Source organism: Amycolatopsis arida, from assembly GCF_900115565.1.
Lineage (GTDB): Bacteria > Actinomycetota > Actinomycetes > Mycobacteriales > Pseudonocardiaceae > Yuhushiella > Yuhushiella arida.
The window spans coordinates 37,051-54,436 of the sequence record NZ_FOWW01000011.1 but is presented as its reverse complement, the minus strand read 5'-3'; the positions used below and the strand labels follow the sequence as shown (position 1 = coordinate 54,436).

Here is a 17,386-nt window from a genome sequence, read left to right as displayed (position 1 = left end):
CACAACCGCCACGTACTCTGGAGAGCTATGGATTCCGACGAGCAGCGGGCCGACCGCGCGGAGACCCCCGAGGTCACCGCGGACGAGCGCCCCGCTGACACCGGCGCCGAGCACCCCGCGGACAGCGGCGCCGAGGACCGCGCGGAGGCCGGTGGTGCAGCCGGCTTCGCCGAGCCGGACGCCGTCGCGACCAAGGCCGAGCGGGACCGGAAGCTGACGAGACGGCTGGTGTTCGGCTCCGCCGCGCTCGCCGTCGCGTCGTTCCTGGCCGCCGCGCTGTTCGGCGTGCTCTGGTGGGTGGCGGAGGCCGACGACAACGTCGAGCTGGCCACCGCGCGGGACGAGGTGGTCCGGGTCGGCAGCGCCGCGGTCAAGGCGTTCACCGAGCTCGACCACAACAACCCGAAGGAGTTCTTCGACCGCTCGATGGCGGTGTCCGACGAGGAGCTCGCCAAGCAGATCGACGAGAGCCGGGAGGCCTACACCAAGGCGATGACCGAGGCGAAGACCACGGCCACCACCAAGGTGCTCGACATCGCCGTCGACGAGTTGAACCTGCACGAGGGCAAGGCCCGCTTCCTGGCCGCCATCCAGGTGGAGGTCGAGCAGGGGGACAAGACCAACACCAAGCAGATGCGCATGGAGGTCCAGATGACCCGGGTCGACCAGGGCGGCGACCAGGTGTGGAAGGTCTCCGGCATCAGCAACGTGCCCGTCGTCGGCGCCGGCCAGTGAACGAACGTCCGAGGAGTATCCGGTGACACCGTCCCGTCGCACCCCGCGTACCCCGGCCCCGGCGTCGACACGCCGCCCCAGGGTCGCCGGCCTGCGCAAGCCCGCCGCCGGCAAGGACTCCCGGCCCAGCCCGCGGCCCCGGCCCGAGCCGGCCGAGGAGCCCACCGGGCCCGCCGACCCAACAGCCGAGCGCGCCACCGAGGACACCACACCGGTCGAAGCGGCCGCGGATGCCCGGTCCACGGCGGAGCTCAACACCACCGCGGAGCCCGACACCACGGCGGAGCTCGACACCACCGCGGAGCCTGACACCACGGCGAGGCCCGACGACACCGCGGAGCCGGAGACCGTCGCGGAGCCCGAGTGGCCCACCGCGAGGACCGCGCCGGTCGAGGCCGAGCCGGACACCGAGCCGGAGGCCGGCGCCGAGGTCGGGAAGGACACCGCGACCGGGGCCGAGCCGGAGGCGCGGCCCCGGCCGAGTCCGCGACGCAAGACCCGGGACGCCGGCGTGACCAAGCCGACCAGCGAGGCCGAGGCGGCCCGAGCCGCCGGGGCCGCAGCGGGCCGACAGCGCGCGGCCGGCGGGTCGCGCCGGACGGTCACGGCGCGCTCGCCGAAGGTGCTCATCGGTGTCTTCCTCGCCGCGGCGGTGGTGTTCGCCGCGCTGGCCGTGTTCTTCCGGATCCAGGGCAGCGAGGCCGAGGCGGCCACCGCCAACAAGGCGCTGATCGACGTGGCCCGCACCGCCCAGGTGAAGCAGCAGACCAGCGAGGCGGTCGAGGCGCTGTTCTCCTACGACTACAACGACATCGCCAAGACCGAGAACGCGGCGAAGGACCTGCTGGTCACCGACGAGGTGCGGACGAAGTACGAGCAGCAGTTCGCCGAGGTCAAGCGGCTGGCGCCGGAGCAGAAGATGGTGGTGACCACCAAGGTCAGCCGCAGCGGCGTCGTGATGCTCGACGGCGACCGGGCGAAGGTGCTGCTGTTCGTCGACCAGACCTCCACCCGCACCGACGAGAACAAGACCTCGGCCGGTGGCTCGCAGCTGTCGGTGAACGCCGAGCTGCGCGACGGGAAGTGGAAGATCACCCAGATCGACACCTACAACGACATGCCACAGCCGCCGCCCGCCGAGCAGCCCGCCCCGCCGAACGGCAACTGAGCCTTCCGGGCGTGCCCGCTCCACCCGGCGGGCTCGCCCGGTGGTCCCGCGCTACCGCTCGGTGCCGCCCCGCGGGTCCTTCGGCCCGAAGACCAGGGCGAAGGTCACCGCCATGGGCAGGGCCACGCCCGCGGCCAGGCCCCAGGCGCTGCCGGTCAGTCCCTCGCTCTCGTCGCGGAAGGCGCCGAGCAGCACCGGGAACAGCAGCAGGAACACGGCCGCGCCGCGCAGGATCCGGAACACCGACCGCCGCCACCCGCTCACCGGCCGACCTCCGGCGGTGCCGATCCCCCGACCGCGGGGTCGGTCCCCTGCCGCACCTGGGTGATGAACCAGGTCGCGCCGACGACGAGCAGCGCGAACAGCAGCAGCCCCGCGCCGAACAGGCCGAGCAGCACGGCACGGTCGCGCAGCGGCAGCGCCCCGGTGAGCGTCACCTGCAACGACCCCACGGCGAACGCGATCGCCGCGGTGAACAGCGCCACCACCTCGATGGTCCGCACCGGGGTGGACTGCACGGTGCGGCGCAGCGCCGCGTTGTCCGCGACGAGCCGGTCGACCAGCTCCCGCTGCTCGGCCATCCACTCCGCCCGCCGGCGCTCGTCCCGGATGGTGTTGCGCTCGGCCAGGTACTGCTCCTGGAGCTGCTTGTGGCTGCCCCGCCGGCCGATCGCCGGCAGCAGGGCCAATGCCTCGTCGATGTCGTCCAGCGCCGCGTCGTGGTTCTCGCACATCCGGTGCCCGACCGCCAGCCGGTAGTGGAAGACGTGGTCGCCCGGGTGGCAGCGCACCGCCTCCAGCGCCCGGTCGCGCAGCAACTCGCCCTGGCCGTCGAACGGCCGGGCCACCCACAACCCGTTGAGGCACACGTCGACCACGTGCCGGGTGCGTCGCGGGTCGTGCCACGCCCGCTCGAACAGCGCCACCGCGTGCCTGCTCGTGATCGCCGTGCGGCCGAACGCGGAGAACGCCCGCAGCGCGACGAACAGGGGATCCTCCCGGTGCTCGCCGGCGGCCAGCGCCAGCAGCGAGGCGTCGAGGAACCGGTCGAGCTCGTCGAAGCCGAAGTTCGCCCGCAGCTTGCCGGCGTGGTAGAGGGCGGCGAAGTAGGCGATGTCGGCGGAGCCGTGGTCGCCGTCCATCACGGCGCCGGTCGCGGCCTCGATCTCGGTCCCGGACTCCACGCTGTCCTTGGTGACGAAGGCGTACCCGAGCGCCCACTTCTCGGCCACCTCGGTCCGCGCGTCCCCCGCCACGTGCGCGTGCAGCCACCGGGCGCACGCCGCCGCGGTGGACACCGAAGGGCGATCGAGGAACCGCCAGTACCAGTAGCGGTCGGCGCAGATGAGCAGGGCGTCGCCGGCGAAGTCGGCGGAGCGCACCTCGAACGGCGGCTCGGTGCCGTCCGCCAGCAGCTCCCTGGCGATCCGGTCGCAGACCCGGTCCAGCTCCCTGGTTCCCGCGGCCGCCGCCTCGGCCAGCTCGGTCACGATCGGTTCGGTCATGTCTCCCCTCGGTCCCCTCGTGAGGCGCGCCACGTGGCCGGCGCACGAGCCGTGATCATGGTGGTACACACGGCGCATGCGTGTCGACGTGGTCACCGCCGTGCACGCCGCCTACGCGCCCTTCCTGCCGGCCGCCTGGGCCTCGGTGCGCGCCCAGCGGCACCGGGACTGGACGTGGCTGGTGCAGGTGGACGGCCCCGCCACCGCCGTCACGGCCGCGTTGGCCGCCTGCGGCGCGGCGGACGACCCGCGGGTGCGCCTCGACGCGCACGGCACCCGGGAGGGGCCGGCGGTGGCCCGCAACATCGCGCTGGGCCGGGCCGAGGCGGACCTCGTGCAGAACCTCGACGCCGACGACGAGCTGGAGCCGGACGCGCTGACCGTCCTCGCCGCGGCGCTGCGGGAGCACCCCGACGCGGGGTTCGCCGTCGGACATGCCCGCGACCTGTTGCCGGACGGCACCCTGCGCGAGCATGCGCTCGACGTGCGACCGGGCCGGCTCGCCAGGGGCGAGCTGCTTCGAATCTGGCGCCACGACCCGCGCCGCGTTCCCGTGCACCCGGCCGGGGTGCTGTGGCGCCGCGACCTGCTGCTCCGGCTCGGCGGCTGGATGGCGCTGCGCGGGATGGAGGACACCGGCCTGCTGCTGGCCGCCTCCGCGGCCGCCGCCGGGGTCCACGTTCCCGCGGCCACCCTCCGGTACCGAAGGCACCCCGGGCAGCGGTCGACGCGCCGGGGAAAGTTCACGGGGGGGGGGTGCGCAGATCGCGCTGCTCCGGCAGCGGGCCGAGCGGCTCTCGAGCGAGCCCGTACCGGATCCGAAACCATACTGACCAGGCCGAACCCGGCGATCCGGTCCGCGCGGACTCCGCCAACCGCGTGCCACCGCGCGTGGGAGCTTGACTCCCGGACGGAGTGCGGTCACGCTTACTGCCGATGGCATCGCTCATGCGGGAGGCGAGCCGGGAGACGAGACGGTAGCGAGAGATCCGGCGTCTGGGACTGACGCTGGAACGCGGCAGGAGGCCGGGCCCCGTCCCTGTACCGGGGCGGCGACGGGAGGCCCCCTCGACAGGCGCCGTCTCAGGGGCTAGACTGCTTCTTTGCGCTGCCCACTTTCAGGCTGCCCAAACGCGGTAGCTAGGATGGTGGCACCACCGCACCCTTGACAGCACGTGTTACCAGTTGCTAACGCGGCTGCGCAACCGCTATGTCCCCGGAAGGACGCATCTTGGCAGTCTCTCCCGCGAACCAGGCCACTGCTGCGACCAACTCGGCTGTGTCTTCCACACCGTCAACGGGAGTCCCCGGAGCGCCCAAGCGGGTCTCCTTTGCGAAGATTCGCGAGCCGCTGAGCACTCCCAACCTGCTCGACATCCAGATCCGGTCGTTCGAATGGTTCACCGGCGACGAGGCGTGGTTCCAGCGCCGCGTCGAGGAAGGTGAGGAGAACCCGGTCGGCGGCCTCGAGGAGGTCCTCAACGAGATCTCCCCGATCGAGGACTTCTCGGGATCCATGTCCCTGTCCTTCTCCGACCCGCGCTTCGACGAGGTCAAGGCCTCCGTCGAGGAGTGCAAGGACAAGGACATGACCTACGCGGCGCCGCTGTTCGTCACCGCCGAGTTCGTCAACAACAACACCGGTGAGATCAAGAGCCAGACGGTCTTCATGGGCGACTTCCCGGTGATGACCGACAAGGGCACGTTCATCATCAACGGCACCGAGCGGGTCGTGGTGTCCCAGCTCGTGCGGTCGCCCGGCGTGTACTTCGACCAGTCGGTCGACAAGTCCACCGACAAGGACGTCTTCAGCGTCAAGATCATCCCGAGCCGGGGCGCGTGGCTGGAGTTCGACGTCGACAAGCGGGACACCGTCGGCGTGCGCATCGACCGCAAGCGCCGCCAGCCGGTCACCGTCCTGCTGAAGGCCCTCGGCTGGACCACCGAGGCGATCCGGGAGCGGTTCTCCTTCTCCGAGACGCTGCTGGCCACGCTGGAGAAGGACCACACCGCGGGCACCGACGAGGCGCTGCTGGACATCTACCGCAAGCTGCGTCCCGGCGAGCCGCCCACCAAGGAGAGCGCGCAGGCCCTGCTGGAGAACCTGTTCTTCAAGGACAAGCGCTACGACCTGGCCAAGGTCGGCCGCTACAAGGTCAACAAGAAGCTCGGTCTCGACGTGCCGTACGACACCGGCACGCTGACCGAGGAGGACATCGTCACCACCGTCGAGTACCTCGTCCGGCTGCACGCCGGCGAGACCAAGATGGAGGTGAAGCGCGCCGGCGGCACCGCCGAGGTGCCGGTCGAGACCGACGACATCGACCACTTCGGCAACCGGCGCATCCGCACGGTCGGCGAGCTGATCCAGAACCAGATCCGGGTCGGCCTGTCCCGCATGGAGCGCGTGGTCCGCGAGCGGATGACCACCCAGGACGTCGAGGCGATCACGCCGCAGACCCTGATCAACATCCGCCCGGTCGTGGCGGCCATCAAGGAGTTCTTCGGCACCTCGCAGCTGTCGCAGTTCATGGACCAGAACAACCCGCTGTCGGGCCTGACCCACAAGCGCCGCCTCAACGCGCTGGGCCCTGGCGGGCTGTCCCGTGAGCGCGCCGGCATGGACGTCCGCGACGTGCACCCCAGCCACTACGGCCGGATGTGCCCGATCGAGACGCCGGAAGGCCCGAACATCGGCCTCATCGGCTCGCTGTGCTCCTACGCGCGGGTCAACCCGTTCGGCTTCATCGAGACGCCGTACCGGAAGGTCGTCGAGGGCCGGGTCACCGACGAGGTGCACTACCTGACCGCCGACGAGGAGGACCGCTTCGTCAAGGCGCAGGCGAACGCGCCGATCGACGACGACGGCTACTTCGTCGAGGAGAAGGTCCTCGGCCGGCGCAAGGGCGGCGAGGTCGAGCTGATCGACCCGCTCGAGATCGACTACATGGACGTCTCGCCGCGGCAGATGGTGTCGGTCGCGACCGCGATGATCCCGTTCCTCGAGCACGACGACGCCAACCGCGCGCTGATGGGTGCGAACATGCAGCGCCAGGCGGTGCCGCTGCTGCGCAACGAGGCCCCGTTGGTGGGCACCGGCGTGGAGCTGACCGCCGCGGTGGACGCCGGTGACGTGCTGGTGGCCGAGCAGGCCGGCGTGGTCGAGGAGGTCTCCGCCGACCTGGTCACCGTCATGCACGACGACGGCAGCCGGAAGAGCTACGGGCTGTACAAGTTCCGTCGCACCAACGCCGGCACCTGCTTCAACCACCGGCCGATCGTCGCCGAGGGCGACCGGGTCGAGAAGGGCCAGGTCATCGCCGACGGGCCGTCCACCGACCACGGTGAGATGGCGCTGGGCAAGAACCTGCTCGTCGCGGTCATGCCCTGGGAGGGCCACAACTACGAGGACGCCATCGTCATCTCGCAGCGGCTGGTCCAGGACGACGTGCTCACCTCGATCCACATCGAGGAGCACGAGATCGACGCGCGGGACACCAAGCTCGGTGCCGAGGAGATCACCCGGGACATCCCGAACGTCTCCGAGGACGTGCTCGCCGACCTCGACGAGCGCGGCATCATCCGGATCGGTGCCGAGGTCCGCGACGGCGACATCCTGGTCGGGAAGGTCACGCCCAAGGGTGAGACCGAGCTGACCCCGGAGGAGCGGCTGCTCCGCGCGATCTTCGGTGAGAAGGCGCGCGAGGTCCGCGACACCTCGCTGAAGGTGCCGCACGGCGAGACCGGCAAGGTCATCGGCATCCGGGTGTTCTCCCGGGAGGACGACGACGAGCTGCCCCCCGGCGTCAACGAGTTGGTCCGGGTCTACGTCGCCAAGAAGAGCAAGATCCAGGACGGCGACAAGCTCGCCGGCCGGCACGGCAACAAGGGCGTCATCGGCAAGATCCTGCCGGTGGAGGACATGCCGTTCCTCCCCGACGGCACGCCGGTCGACGTCGTGCTGAACACCCACGGCGTGCCGCGCCGGATGAACATCGGGCAGATCCTGGAGCTGCACCTCGGCTGGCTGGCCTCGCAGGGCTGGAAGGTCGAGGGCGCGCCGGAGTGGGCGAAGGACCTCAACCCGGAGCTGCGCGACGTGGAGCCGGACACGCTCACCGCCACCCCGGTGTTCGACGGCGCCAAGGAGGAGGAGCTCATGGGGCTGCTCTCCTGCACGAGGCCGAACCGGGACGGCGACCGGCTGGTCCGCGAGGACGGCAAGGCGGTGCTGCTCGACGGCCGCACCGGCGAGCCGTTCCCGTACCCGGTCGCGGTCGGGTACATGTACATCCTGAAGCTGCACCACATGGTGGACGACAAGATCCACGCCCGGTCGACCGGACCGTACTCGATGATCACCCAGCAGCCGCTGGGCGGTAAGGCGCAGTTCGGTGGCCAGCGGTTCGGCGAGATGGAGTGCTGGGCGATGCAGGCCTACGGCGCGGCCTACACGCTCCAGGAGCTGCTCACCATCAAGTCCGACGACGTGCTCGGCCGGGTGAAGGTCTACGAGGCCATCGTCAAGGGCGACAACATGCCGTCCCCCGGCATCCCGGAGTCGTTCAAGGTGCTGCTCAAGGAGTTGCAGTCGCTGTGCCTCAACGTGGAGGTGCTCTCCAGCGACGGGGCCGCGATCGAGATGCGCGACTCCGATGACGAGGACCTCGAGCGTGCCGCCGCCAACCTCGGCATCAACCTGTCCCGCAACGAGTCCCCCTCCGTCGACGACGTGGTGCAGTAGTTGCCAGTCCAGTGACCGCCCGAAGTCAGGCCCTACCCAACGGGACCTCAGGGGACCGTGACGGTAGGCGACCAAAGGAAGCCATGAGTCGTAACTGTTGCTCAGTAACGCAACAACACCAAAATTCCGGGGAGGCGGACTAGTCCCGTGCTGGACGTTAATTTCTTCGATGAGCTCCGGATTGGCCTTGCCACCGCGGACGACATTCGACAGTGGTCCTTCGGTGAGGTGAAGAAGCCGGAGACGATCAACTACCGGACCCTGAAGCCGGAGAAGGACGGGCTCTTCTGCGAGAAGATCTTCGGTCCGACCCGGGACTGGGAGTGCTACTGCGGTAAGTACAAGAGGGTGCGCTTCAAGGGCATCATCTGCGAGCGCTGTGGTGTCGAGGTCACCCGCGCCAAGGTGCGCCGCGAGCGGATGGGCCACATCGAGCTGGCCGCCCCGGTCACCCACATCTGGTACTTCAAGGGCGTGCCCTCGCGGCTGGGCTACCTGCTCGACCTGGCCCCGAAGGACCTCGAGAAGATCATTTACTTCGCGGCCTACGTGATCACCGGCGTGAACACCGAGCTGCGGCACAACGACCTGCCCACGCTCGAGAGCGAGATCAACGTCGAGCGGAAGAACATCGAGGCCAAGCGTGACGCCGACATCGAGGCGCGGGCGCAGAAGCTCGAGGCCGACCTCGCCGAGCTCGAGGCCGAGGGCGCCAAGTCCGACGTGCGCCGCAAGGTCAAGGAGGGCGGCGAGCGGGAGATGCGCCAGCTCCGCGACCGGGCCCAGCGCGAGCTGGACCGGCTCGAGGAGGTCTGGACGACGTTCACCAAGCTCGAGCCGCGGCAGCTCATCGTCGACGAGCTGCTCTACCGCGAGCTGGTCGACCGCTACGGCGAGTACTTCACCGGTGGTATGGGCGCGGAGGCCATCCAGAAGCTGGCCACCGAGTTCGACGTCGACGCCGAGGCGGAGAACCTGCGCGAGACCATCCGCAACGGCAAGGGCCAGAAGAAGCTGCGCGCGCTCAAGCGGCTCAAGGTCGTGGCGGCGTTCCAGGCGACCGGCAACGACCCGCGTGGCATGGTGCTCGACGCCGTGCCGGTGATCCCGCCGGAGCTGCGCCCGATGGTGCAGCTCGACGGTGGCCGGTTCGCCACGTCCGACCTGAACGACCTCTACCGCCGGGTCATCAACCGGAACAACCGGTTGAAGCGGCTGATCGACCTCGGCGCGCCGGAGATCATCGTCAACAACGAGAAGCGGATGCTGCAGGAGGCCGTCGACGCGCTGTTCGACAACGGCCGCCGCGGCCGGCCGGTCACCGGCCCCGGCAACCGCCCGCTGAAGTCGCTGTCCGACCTGCTCAAGGGCAAGCAGGGCCGGTTCCGGCAGAACCTGCTCGGCAAGCGGGTCGACTACTCGGGCCGGTCGGTGATCATCGTCGGGCCGCAGCTGAAGCTGCACCAGTGCGGCCTGCCGAAGGACATGGCGCTGGAGCTGTTCAAGCCGTTCGTGATGAAGCGGCTGGTGGACCTCAACCACGCGCAGAACATCAAGTCCGCCAAGCGCATGGTCGAGCGGGCCAAGCCGCAGGTGTGGGACGTGCTGGAAGAGGTCATCGCCGGCCACCCGGTGCTGCTGAACCGGGCGCCGACGCTGCACCGCCTCGGCATCCAGGCCTTCGAGCCGCAGTTGGTCGAGGGCAAGGCCATCCAGCTGCACCCGCTGGTCTGCGAGGCGTTCAACGCGGACTTCGACGGTGACCAGATGGCCGTGCACCTGCCGCTGTCGGCGGAGGCGCAGGCCGAGGCGCGGATCCTGATGCTGTCGGCGAACAACATCCTGTCGCCGGCGTCGGGCCGCCCGCTGGCGATGCCGCGGCTGGACATGGTGACCGGCCTGTTCCACCTCACCCGGCGCATCGAGGACGCCGAGGGCGCGGGGCGTTCGTTCTCCTCGCCGGCCGAGGCGATCATGGCGCACGACCGCAAGGTGATCAGCCTGCACGCGCCGATCAAGGTGCGCGTCGCCGACCGGCAGCCGGGCAAGGAGCTGCAGGCGAAGCTGGCCGAGGACGGTTGGGAGCCGGGTCAGCCGTGGCTGGCCGAGACGACCCTCGGCCGGGTGCTGTTCAACGACCTGCTCCCGCCGGACTACCCGTTCGTCAACGAGCCGCTGCCGAAGAAGCGCCAGGCCGTGATCGTCAACGACCTGGCCGAGCGGTACTCGATGACGACCGTGGCGCAGACGCTGGACCGGCTCAAGGACGCCGGATTCCACTGGGCCACCCGGTCCGGGGTCACCGTGGCGATCTCCGACGTGCTCGTGCCGCCGGAGAAGAAGCAGATCCTCGACGAGTACGAGGCCAAGGCCGCGCAGGTGGAAAAGCGCTACCAGCGTGGTCAGCTCTCGCACGCCGAGCGGAACAACGAGCTGGTCAAGGTGTGGGCGCAGGCCACGGAGGACGTGGCCAAGGTCATGGAGGACCACTTCCCCGAGGACAACCCGATCGCGATGATCGTGAAGTCCGGGGCGGCGGGCAACATGACCCAGGTGCGGTCGCTGGCCGGCATGCGCGGTCTGGTGTCGAACCCGAAGGGTGAGTACATCCCGCGGCCGATCAAGGCGAACTTCCGCGAGGGCCTGTCGGTGGCGGAGTACTTCATCGCCACCCACGGTGCCCGGAAGGGTCTCGCCGACACCGCGCTGCGGACCGCCGACTCGGGTTACCTGACCCGGCGCCTCGTGGACGTGTCGCAGGACGTCATCGTCCGCGAGGTCGACTGCGGCACCAGCCGTGGCGTCAACATGCCGATCGCGGAGAAGGTGGCCGACGGGACGCTGCTGCGGACCGAGCACGTGGAGACCAGCGTGTACGCCAGGGCGTTGGCGGCCGACGCCGTCGACGAGAAGGGCAACGTGGTGCTCAACGCCGGGGACGACCTCGGCGACCCGGCGATCGAGAAGCTGATCGCCAGCGGGATCACCAGGGTCAAGGTGCGCAGCGTGCTCACCTGCGAGTCGGCCGTCGGGGTGTGCGCCACCTGCTACGGCCGCTCGATGGCCACCGGCAAGCTGGTGGACGTCGGCGAGGCCGTCGGCATCGTCGCCGCGCAGTCGATCGGTGAGCCGGGCACGCAGCTGACGATGCGGACGTTCCACCAGGGTGGTGTCGCCGGTGACGACATCACCACCGGTCTGCCCCGGGTCACCGAGCTGTTCGAGGCTCGGGTGCCGAAGGGCAAGGCGCCGATCGCCGACGTCGACGGCCGCGTGCGCATCGAGGAGAGCGAGCGGTACTGGAAGATCACGCTGATCCCGGACGATGGCAGCGAGGAGATCGTCTTCGACAAGCTGTCCAAGCGGCAGCGGTTGGCGATCACGCCCGAGGGGCGTCCGCTGGCCGACGGGGACCACGTGGCGGTCGGCCAGCAGCTGCTGGAGGGCACGCCGGACCCGCACGAGGTGCTGCGGGTGATGGGTCCGCGGGAGGCGCAGATGCACCTGGTGAACGAGGTGCAGAAGGTGTACCGCGCGCAGGGTGTGTCCATCCACGACAAGCACATCGAGGTCATCGTCCGGCAGATGCTGCGCCGGGTGACGATCATCGACTCCGGTTCCACGGACTTCCTCCCGGGCGAGCTGCCCGAGCGGACCAAGTTCGAGGCGACGAACCGGTCGGTGGTGGCCGAGGGCGGCGAGCCCGCCTCCGGCCGGCCGGTGCTGATGGGCATCACGAAGGCGTCGCTGACCACCGACTCGTGGCTGTCGGCGGCGTCGTTCCAGGAGACCACGCGGGTGCTCACCGACGCGGCGATCAACGGCCGCAGCGACAAGCTCGTGGGTCTGAAGGAGAACGTGATCATCGGTAAGTTGATCCCGGCCGGGACCGGCATCAACAAGTACCGGAACATCCAGGTGCAGCCGACCGAGGAGGCCAGGGTGGCGGCGTACGCCATCCCGTCCTACGACGACGGCTACTACACCCCGGATGTCTTCGGGACGGGCACCGGTGCCGCCGTTCCGCTGGACGACTACGACTTCGGCCGCGACTTCCGCTAGGCCGCAGGTCGACACGGGAGCCCCCGACCGGGTCCGGTCGGGGGCTCCCGCGCTTTCCTGCCCACCGCGCGGTCGTCCGTTCCGTCCCCGAACCGTGGCGGCCCGCGGTTCTAGCGGCCCCAGCGGGTGGCCGGGGGTGGTTCGAGTGCGCCGGCGAGCTCGCCGGCGAAGGCGCGGGCGATGTCCTCGACCTCCCACCGGTCCCGGCGCAACACCGGTTCCTTCACGGCGGGCTGGCGGACGATGTGCAGCGTCTCGCCGATGAACCGGATGAGTTGCCCGGTGATCCCCACCGACAGGTCGCTGAGCAGGTAGGTCACCAGCGGGGCGATCCGCTCGGGGGTGGCGGCCGGGCCGGAGCGCTGGTGCGCCTTCGGGTCCTCGCGCATCAGCTTCGTCCAGGCCAGCGGGCAGATCGCGTTCACCCGGATCCCGTGCTCGGCCAGGTCCACGGCCCACGAGGCGGTCATCGACGCGACCGCGCCCTTCGACGCGGAGTAGGCCGCGGCCTTCTCCTGGCCGAGCATCGAGCCGGACGCCACGTTCACGATGACCCCACCGCGCCCGGCGGCGTGCATCGCCCTGGCCGCGGCGGTGCCGCAGTACATCGAGCCGAGCACGTTGACCTCGATCACCGCCCGCAGCCGTTCGGGGTCGTCCCGCCACGGCGGCGCGTGGTGGACCACCGCGGCGTTGTTGACCAGCCCGTCGAGGCCGCCGAGCTGCGCGACGCAGCGGCCCACCATCACGCCGGCATAGTCGGGGTCGGCCACCGACCCCACATCCGCCACGGCCCGCCCGCCGGACGCCAGGATGCCCCGGGCCACCCGCTCGGCGAGCTCCCCTTCCACGTCGTTGACCAGCACTGACGCGCCCGCCCTCGCCGCGTGCTCGGCGTAGGCCCTGCCCAACCCCTGCCCCGCACCGGTGATCACCACGGCCTTGCCGTCGAGAAGTCCCATGACCCCGAGTCTGGTCGCGGTGCGGCCCTGGTGTTGGCTGGACCGCCCAGTGGCCACCCCCGTGCGCCGAGTGGGACCGCGGTGACCGGCGGTGCGCGACAGCCGGCCCGATCGTCCGCGCCGCCGCGAACCAAGCGGGACCGCCGCGCCGTGACGGTCAGTGGGGGAGCGCGTGGCGGGTCACCGGGAAGTCGAAGTAGGTGTCGGGGTACGGCTCGTCCCGGAAGGTGAAGTGCCACCACTCCTCCGGGAGGTTCCGGAAGCCGACCGCGGCGAGCGTGTCGCGCAGCAGATCCCGGTGCTCGCGCGCGGCACCGGTGATGCGGGAGTCGTCGGTGTGGGACAGCGTGTCGAAGCAGTCGAAGCCGGTGCCCATGTCGACGCTGTTGTCCGGGAAGCGCTCACCGACGGGTGCGAAGCACGGGACCAGCGGTTCGCCCGGCCGGTACGGCCGCTGCGGCCGCACCGGCAGCTTCACCAGCGTGAGGTCCACCGTGCTGCCGCGGCTGTGCCCCGACCTCTCGGCGATGTACCCCTCCTCGAATAGTCTCGACTTGTCGACATTGGGGTAGAACTCCGCCTTCATCCGCCGGTCGAACGGGTTGCGTGCCCAGCGCACGAAGTGATCCACCGCCCGCTGCGGCCGGAAGCAGTCGTAGACCTTCAGCGTGTACCCGCGGTCGAGCAGGCGCCGCTGTGCCGCCTGCAACGCCTCGGCCGCCGGCCGGGTGAGCAGGCACACCGGTTCGAGGTACCCGCGGATCCGGCGACCCACGAAGTTGTGCGGGCCGGTGTAGCGCATCTCCTCGAGGATCGTGGGCTCGACGTCGCGCAGCGCGACGAAGTCGGCCGGCGCGCGCCCGGAGGAGAGGCTCGACGACGCGGTCGCGGGCGGGGTGCCGACGGTGGTCACGGCGAGGACGGCGAGGGTGGCGGCGCAGGCCAGGCCGCGCAGCCGCCGGGCGGAAAGCCGGGTCATGCCCCTGTCTTAGCAGGCCAGCGGCCGTGAAAAAAAGCCCTTATGGTCCATTTGTGCGTCAATCGTTGACTGAGTTCCGGTGTTACTTCAGGCTTCCGGGTGTCACTCGTTCGAGTAGGTGGAGGTCTCATGTCCAGACGGATCGCGCGACTGCTCGCCGGCCTGCTGCTCGCCGTCGCGACCAGTTTCGTCGGCGCGGTGGTCACCGCCGCTCCCGCCACGGCCGACGGCTGTTACACCTGGAACCGCACCCTGTCGCAGGGCATGTCCGGCGAGGACGTGCGGCACCTGCAGATCCGGGTCTCGGGCTATCCCGGCTACGGCAACGTGCTGGCGCTCGACGGTGACTACGGCCCGGCCACGAAGGCGGCCGTCACCCGCTTCCAGCAGGCCTACGGCCTCGGCGCCGACGGCATCGCCGGGCCGGCGACGTTCGGCAAGATCTACGCCCTCCAGGACGACGACTGCACCCCGGTGAACTTCTCCTACGCGGAGCTGAACAGGTGCAACTCGACGTGGTCGGGTGGCGCGGTGTCGGCGGCCACGGCCCGCGCCAACGCGCTGGTCTCGATGTGGAAGCTGCAGGCCATGCGGCACGCGCTCGGCGACCAGGCCATCCGGGTGACCAGCGGGTTCCGCAGCCACGCGTGCAACGACGCGGTCGGCGGCGCGCCGAGCAGCCGCCACCTCTACGGCGACGCGGTCGACCTCGGCTCCGGCCCGCACTCCCTGTGCACCCTGGCCAAGCAGGCGCGCAACCACGGCTTCAACGGCATCCTCGGCCCGGGCTTCCCGGGGCACAACGACCACACCCACGTCGACCACCGCTCCAGCCGCTACTGGTCGGCCTCCAGCTGCGGCATCTGACGGCCGCGAGGTGCCCTCGGCCGGTGGCCGGGGGCACCTTCCGCGGTGGCGGCGCCTCCGGGTTCTCCGAGTGCCGGCGGCACCGCGCCTCGGCGAGGGGAACGGGTCTCAGGGACCGACCGGGGGAGTGATGGGTCGGTTCCGCCGGCCGGAGCGGATCGCCCAGGCCACCCCGCCGACGACCATCCCGACGCAGAACACGCCCACGCCGATCCGGAGCAGTGGCTCCCACCAGGAGATGATCGGCTCGTCGAAGCCGAACCACTCGATCGGGGCGAACTGGGCGTCGACAACCTCACCCTCGGTGCCGCCACCCAGGCCCGTCCGGTGGATCTCACCGTTCCGGACGTACTCGCCGGTCGCGTCCGATGAACGCCGGCGGAACCCGTGTTCGGCCACGACGCGGATGCTCACCGGCTCACCCAGCCCCAGCGCGGTGGCCGTGCCGTTGACCAGCGACAGCACGCCGTACCCGAACACCGCACCGACCAGCGCCACCCCGGCGACCACGATGGCGACCAGGCCCACGGTCAGGCCGACCGAGGAGCCCTTCGCCGGCTCCCACGGTTCGTTCATCCCGCTACCCCCATGTCCTCGCGCCGGTGAGCTGGTCGAGCGAGTGGAGCACCCGCTGTCGGGTGAGCCGGCCCTGCCAGCTCACCGAGCGCAACCCCGGTCCCTCCTGCGCGAGCGGCTCGCGCTGCTCCGGGCGACGGTTGCGAGCCCAGTCCAGGAAGTCCGGGTAGAACGCCCGCGCGTCGCCGGTGAAGGCGCGGCCCCCGCCACCGGCGTGGAAGCCGCCGAACGGCCGGGCGGAGGTGGCCACCGTGACCACCGAGTACCGCCGCACCTTCGTCGTCCAGTTCTCGTACACCGCGTCGAACGTCCTGCGCCGCACGGCGATCTCGATGCCGTGCACCGGCTGGTGGCGGTAGGTACCGAGGAACTCGCACTCCATCTCCGGCAACGAGTGCGCCCAGTCGGCCGACCCGCTGCCCGGCAGGTCCGCCGGCTGGCGTCCCCACGCCCCGCGGGTCTTGACCAGCCAGCCGTGCTCGCGGGCCAACCGGGGCAGTCGGACGTACCGGAACAGGATCGGCGCCAGCCAGCGGCCCGCGGTGAACCCGAACACCCCCACCACGATGACCAGGCCGATCACACCGCCGATGTCGAACGTCATGTTCCCTCGCTGGTCGTGCCGAGCGCCCCAGCCCGCCTCCGGGCGGCCATCCCGACCACGTCAGAAGTCGAGCTGCTCGCGGGTCCGCTCCGGCGACTGGTCCTCGCCGCCGGTGTCCCCGTACTCCTCGGCCTTCCCGGCGTTGTCGTAGTGGCCGGCCAGTGCGCCCGGCTTGACGTGGTCCTGGACGTTGTCCGTGGCGGCCCTGCCCACGGAGGGGCCGAACCCGGTGCTCACCCGCTCGCCGACCATGCCGCCGTCGGCGTTGTTCAGCCGCGCCGACCAGCTGGCCCGCCGGCCCGCCTCGGCCGCGGACTCCACCTCCAGCCTGGCCAGGCTGCTCTGCATCTTCTTGGTGTCCATGACCCGCCGGAAGTTGGTCTTCAGGTCCGACATCCAGGTCTTCAGCTTCGCCAGGATGTCCTTGATCCGGTCCAGGAGCTTGCGGAGCCTGCTCACCTGCTGGGACGCCCGTGCCCCGGTCTGCGCGGCCCGGACGCCGGTCGCCGTTCCCGCGGCGGCGGTCGACGCTCCCGCGGTGGGGATCGCGGCGGCCAGCGCCGGGATCCAGATCATGATCAACCAGGTGATGAGCTCGGTGAGCAGCGCCTTGATGAACTCCTCGATGACCGTCATGATCATGCTGGAGATCTGCAGCAGCTGGGCGATGTTGCCGGCCTCGCCGGCCACCCCGCCGATGCCCTTGCCGAACTCGGCCAGCTTCGCGGCGGCGGCCTCCGCGGCGCCGCCCTCCCACTCGGCCAGCGCCGCCACCGCGTCCTCGCCGAACTTCTGGCCGAACTCCTGCAGCCCACTGCCGATGTTGTTGAAGCTCTCCGCCGCCTCGGCCAGCGCCGGGCCGTCCCCGCTGACCATGTGGATCAGGTCCTGCAGTGGCTGCACCACGGCGAGCAGGAAGTCGAGGCCCTGGCTGACCAGCCAGCCGACGGGGTCGGTCGCGATGCCCTGCGCGGCGTCGGTACACGACTGGATGAAGCTGCCGCCGTCCGCGGCCAGCCCGCGCACCTCGCCGAACGACACGCTGCCGTCCGAAAGGGCGTCGCTGGCGCTGGTGAACGTCTTGACCGCACTACCGGCCAGCGGGATCGACTCGACGACCTTGTCGCCGTACGACTGCTTCTCCTTGAGCTGGATGTCACCCAGCGGGTCGCTCATCGTCCTCC

At 70.6% G+C, this 17,386-nt stretch carries 13 protein-coding genes; 6 read left to right on the top strand and 7 right to left on the bottom strand.

Annotated elements, in window-relative coordinates; genetic code table 11:
- Window positions 1-27: 27 nt before the first annotated feature.
- Window positions 28-735 carry a hypothetical protein gene (locus tag BM051_RS24840; RefSeq protein WP_243859819.1) on the top strand — a complete coding sequence of 236 codons (708 nt, stop codon included), beginning with the start codon at window positions 28-30 and terminating at the stop codon, window positions 733-735.
- Window positions 736-757: 22 nt separating this feature from the next.
- The gene (locus BM051_RS24835) at window positions 758-1,903 is read left to right on the top strand and encodes a hypothetical protein (protein ID WP_092535323.1); all 1,146 of its coding nucleotides are present in this window, start codon (window positions 758-760) and stop codon (window positions 1,901-1,903) included.
- 51 nt (window positions 1,904-1,954) lie between these two features.
- On the opposite strand, the gene BM051_RS24830 is transcribed toward BM051_RS24835, so the two are convergent.
- Together BM051_RS24830 and BM051_RS24825 are read right to left on the bottom strand one after the other, a co-directional pair.
- Entirely contained in the window at window positions 1,955-2,167 is a 213-nt protein-coding gene (locus tag BM051_RS24830; protein ID WP_092535320.1) for a hypothetical protein, read from the bottom strand.
- Window positions 2,164-3,408, bottom strand: a complete 1,245-nt coding sequence (locus BM051_RS24825) for a hypothetical protein (protein WP_177217002.1) — start codon at window positions 3,406-3,408, stop codon at window positions 2,164-2,166. The genes BM051_RS24830 and BM051_RS24825 overlap by 4 nt, the downstream gene beginning before the upstream one ends.
- 76 nt (window positions 3,409-3,484) lie before the next feature.
- Here BM051_RS24825 and BM051_RS24820 point away from each other — a divergent pair, with 76 nt between their 5' ends.
- From BM051_RS24820 to BM051_RS24810, 3 genes are all read left to right on the top strand, one after another.
- Window positions 3,485-4,414, top strand: a complete 930-nt coding sequence (locus tag BM051_RS24820; RefSeq protein WP_092535317.1) for a glycosyltransferase — start codon at window positions 3,485-3,487, stop codon at window positions 4,412-4,414.
- Between the two features lie 225 nt (window positions 4,415-4,639).
- Window positions 4,640-8,152, top strand: a complete 3,513-nt coding sequence (gene rpoB / locus BM051_RS24815) for a DNA-directed RNA polymerase subunit beta (protein WP_092535314.1) — start codon at window positions 4,640-4,642, stop codon at window positions 8,150-8,152.
- Between the two features lie 147 nt (window positions 8,153-8,299).
- Complete coding sequence (locus tag BM051_RS24810) at window positions 8,300-12,214, top strand: DNA-directed RNA polymerase subunit beta' (protein ID WP_092535311.1); 3,915 nt, start codon at window positions 8,300-8,302, stop codon at window positions 12,212-12,214.
- A 110-nt stretch (window positions 12,215-12,324) separates the two neighbouring features.
- On the opposite strand, the gene BM051_RS24805 is transcribed toward BM051_RS24810, so the two are convergent.
- Window positions 12,325-13,176 carry an SDR family NAD(P)-dependent oxidoreductase gene (locus BM051_RS24805; RefSeq protein ID WP_092535308.1) on the bottom strand — a complete coding sequence of 284 codons (852 nt, stop codon included), beginning with the start codon at window positions 13,174-13,176 and terminating at the stop codon, window positions 12,325-12,327.
- Between the two features lie 157 nt (window positions 13,177-13,333).
- Window positions 13,334-14,155, bottom strand: coding sequence for a M15 family metallopeptidase (locus BM051_RS24800; protein ID WP_092535305.1), 822 nt, complete (start codon window positions 14,153-14,155; stop codon window positions 13,334-13,336).
- Window positions 14,156-14,284: 129 nt separating this feature from the next.
- Here BM051_RS24800 and BM051_RS24795 point away from each other — a divergent pair, with 129 nt between their 5' ends.
- Complete coding sequence (locus tag BM051_RS24795) at window positions 14,285-15,022, top strand: D-Ala-D-Ala carboxypeptidase family metallohydrolase (protein WP_092535302.1); 738 nt, start codon at window positions 14,285-14,287, stop codon at window positions 15,020-15,022.
- Window positions 15,023-15,130: 108 nt separating this feature from the next.
- Here the strand turns inward: BM051_RS24795 and BM051_RS24790 are convergent, their stop codons facing one another.
- From BM051_RS24790 to BM051_RS24780, 3 genes are read right to left on the bottom strand one after another with little or no spacing between them, the layout of a single operon-like run.
- Window positions 15,131-15,598: a hypothetical protein gene (locus BM051_RS24790; protein WP_092535299.1), complete on the bottom strand. Its 468-nt coding sequence runs from the start codon at window positions 15,596-15,598 to the stop codon at window positions 15,131-15,133.
- 4 nt (window positions 15,599-15,602) lie between these two features.
- A complete protein-coding gene (locus tag BM051_RS24785) occupies window positions 15,603-16,202 on the bottom strand; it encodes a hypothetical protein (RefSeq protein ID WP_092535296.1) in 600 nt (199 codons plus the stop codon).
- A 60-nt stretch (window positions 16,203-16,262) separates the two neighbouring features.
- Complete coding sequence (locus BM051_RS24780; RefSeq protein ID WP_092535293.1) at window positions 16,263-17,378, bottom strand: hypothetical protein; 1,116 nt, start codon at window positions 17,376-17,378, stop codon at window positions 16,263-16,265.
- Window positions 17,379-17,386 lie beyond the last annotated feature (8 nt).

Bases quoted from the DNA above. Each gene is read 5' to 3' on its own strand.
- BM051_RS24790 (WP_092535299.1), bottom strand. From the start codon at position 15,598: ATGAACGAACCGTGGGAGCCGGCGAAGGGCTCCTCGGTCGGCCTGACC.
- BM051_RS24780 (WP_092535293.1), bottom strand. From the start codon at position 17,378: ATGAGCGACCCGCTGGGTGACATCCAGCTCAAGGAGAAGCAGTCGTAC.
- BM051_RS24825 (WP_177217002.1), bottom strand. From the start codon at position 3,408: ATGACCGAACCGATCGTGACCGAGCTGGCCGAGGCGGCGGCCGCGGGA.
- BM051_RS24820 (WP_092535317.1), top strand. From the start codon at position 3,485: ATGCGTGTCGACGTGGTCACCGCCGTGCACGCCGCCTACGCGCCCTTC.
- BM051_RS24795 (WP_092535302.1), top strand. From the start codon at position 14,285: ATGTCCAGACGGATCGCGCGACTGCTCGCCGGCCTGCTGCTCGCCGTC.
- BM051_RS24785 (WP_092535296.1), bottom strand. From the start codon at position 16,202: ATGACGTTCGACATCGGCGGTGTGATCGGCCTGGTCATCGTGGTGGGG.
- BM051_RS24805 (WP_092535308.1), bottom strand. From the start codon at position 13,176: ATGGGACTTCTCGACGGCAAGGCCGTGGTGATCACCGGTGCGGGGCAG.
- BM051_RS24800 (WP_092535305.1), bottom strand. From the start codon at position 14,155: ATGACCCGGCTTTCCGCCCGGCGGCTGCGCGGCCTGGCCTGCGCCGCC.
- BM051_RS24840 (WP_243859819.1), top strand. From the start codon at position 28: ATGGATTCCGACGAGCAGCGGGCCGACCGCGCGGAGACCCCCGAGGTC.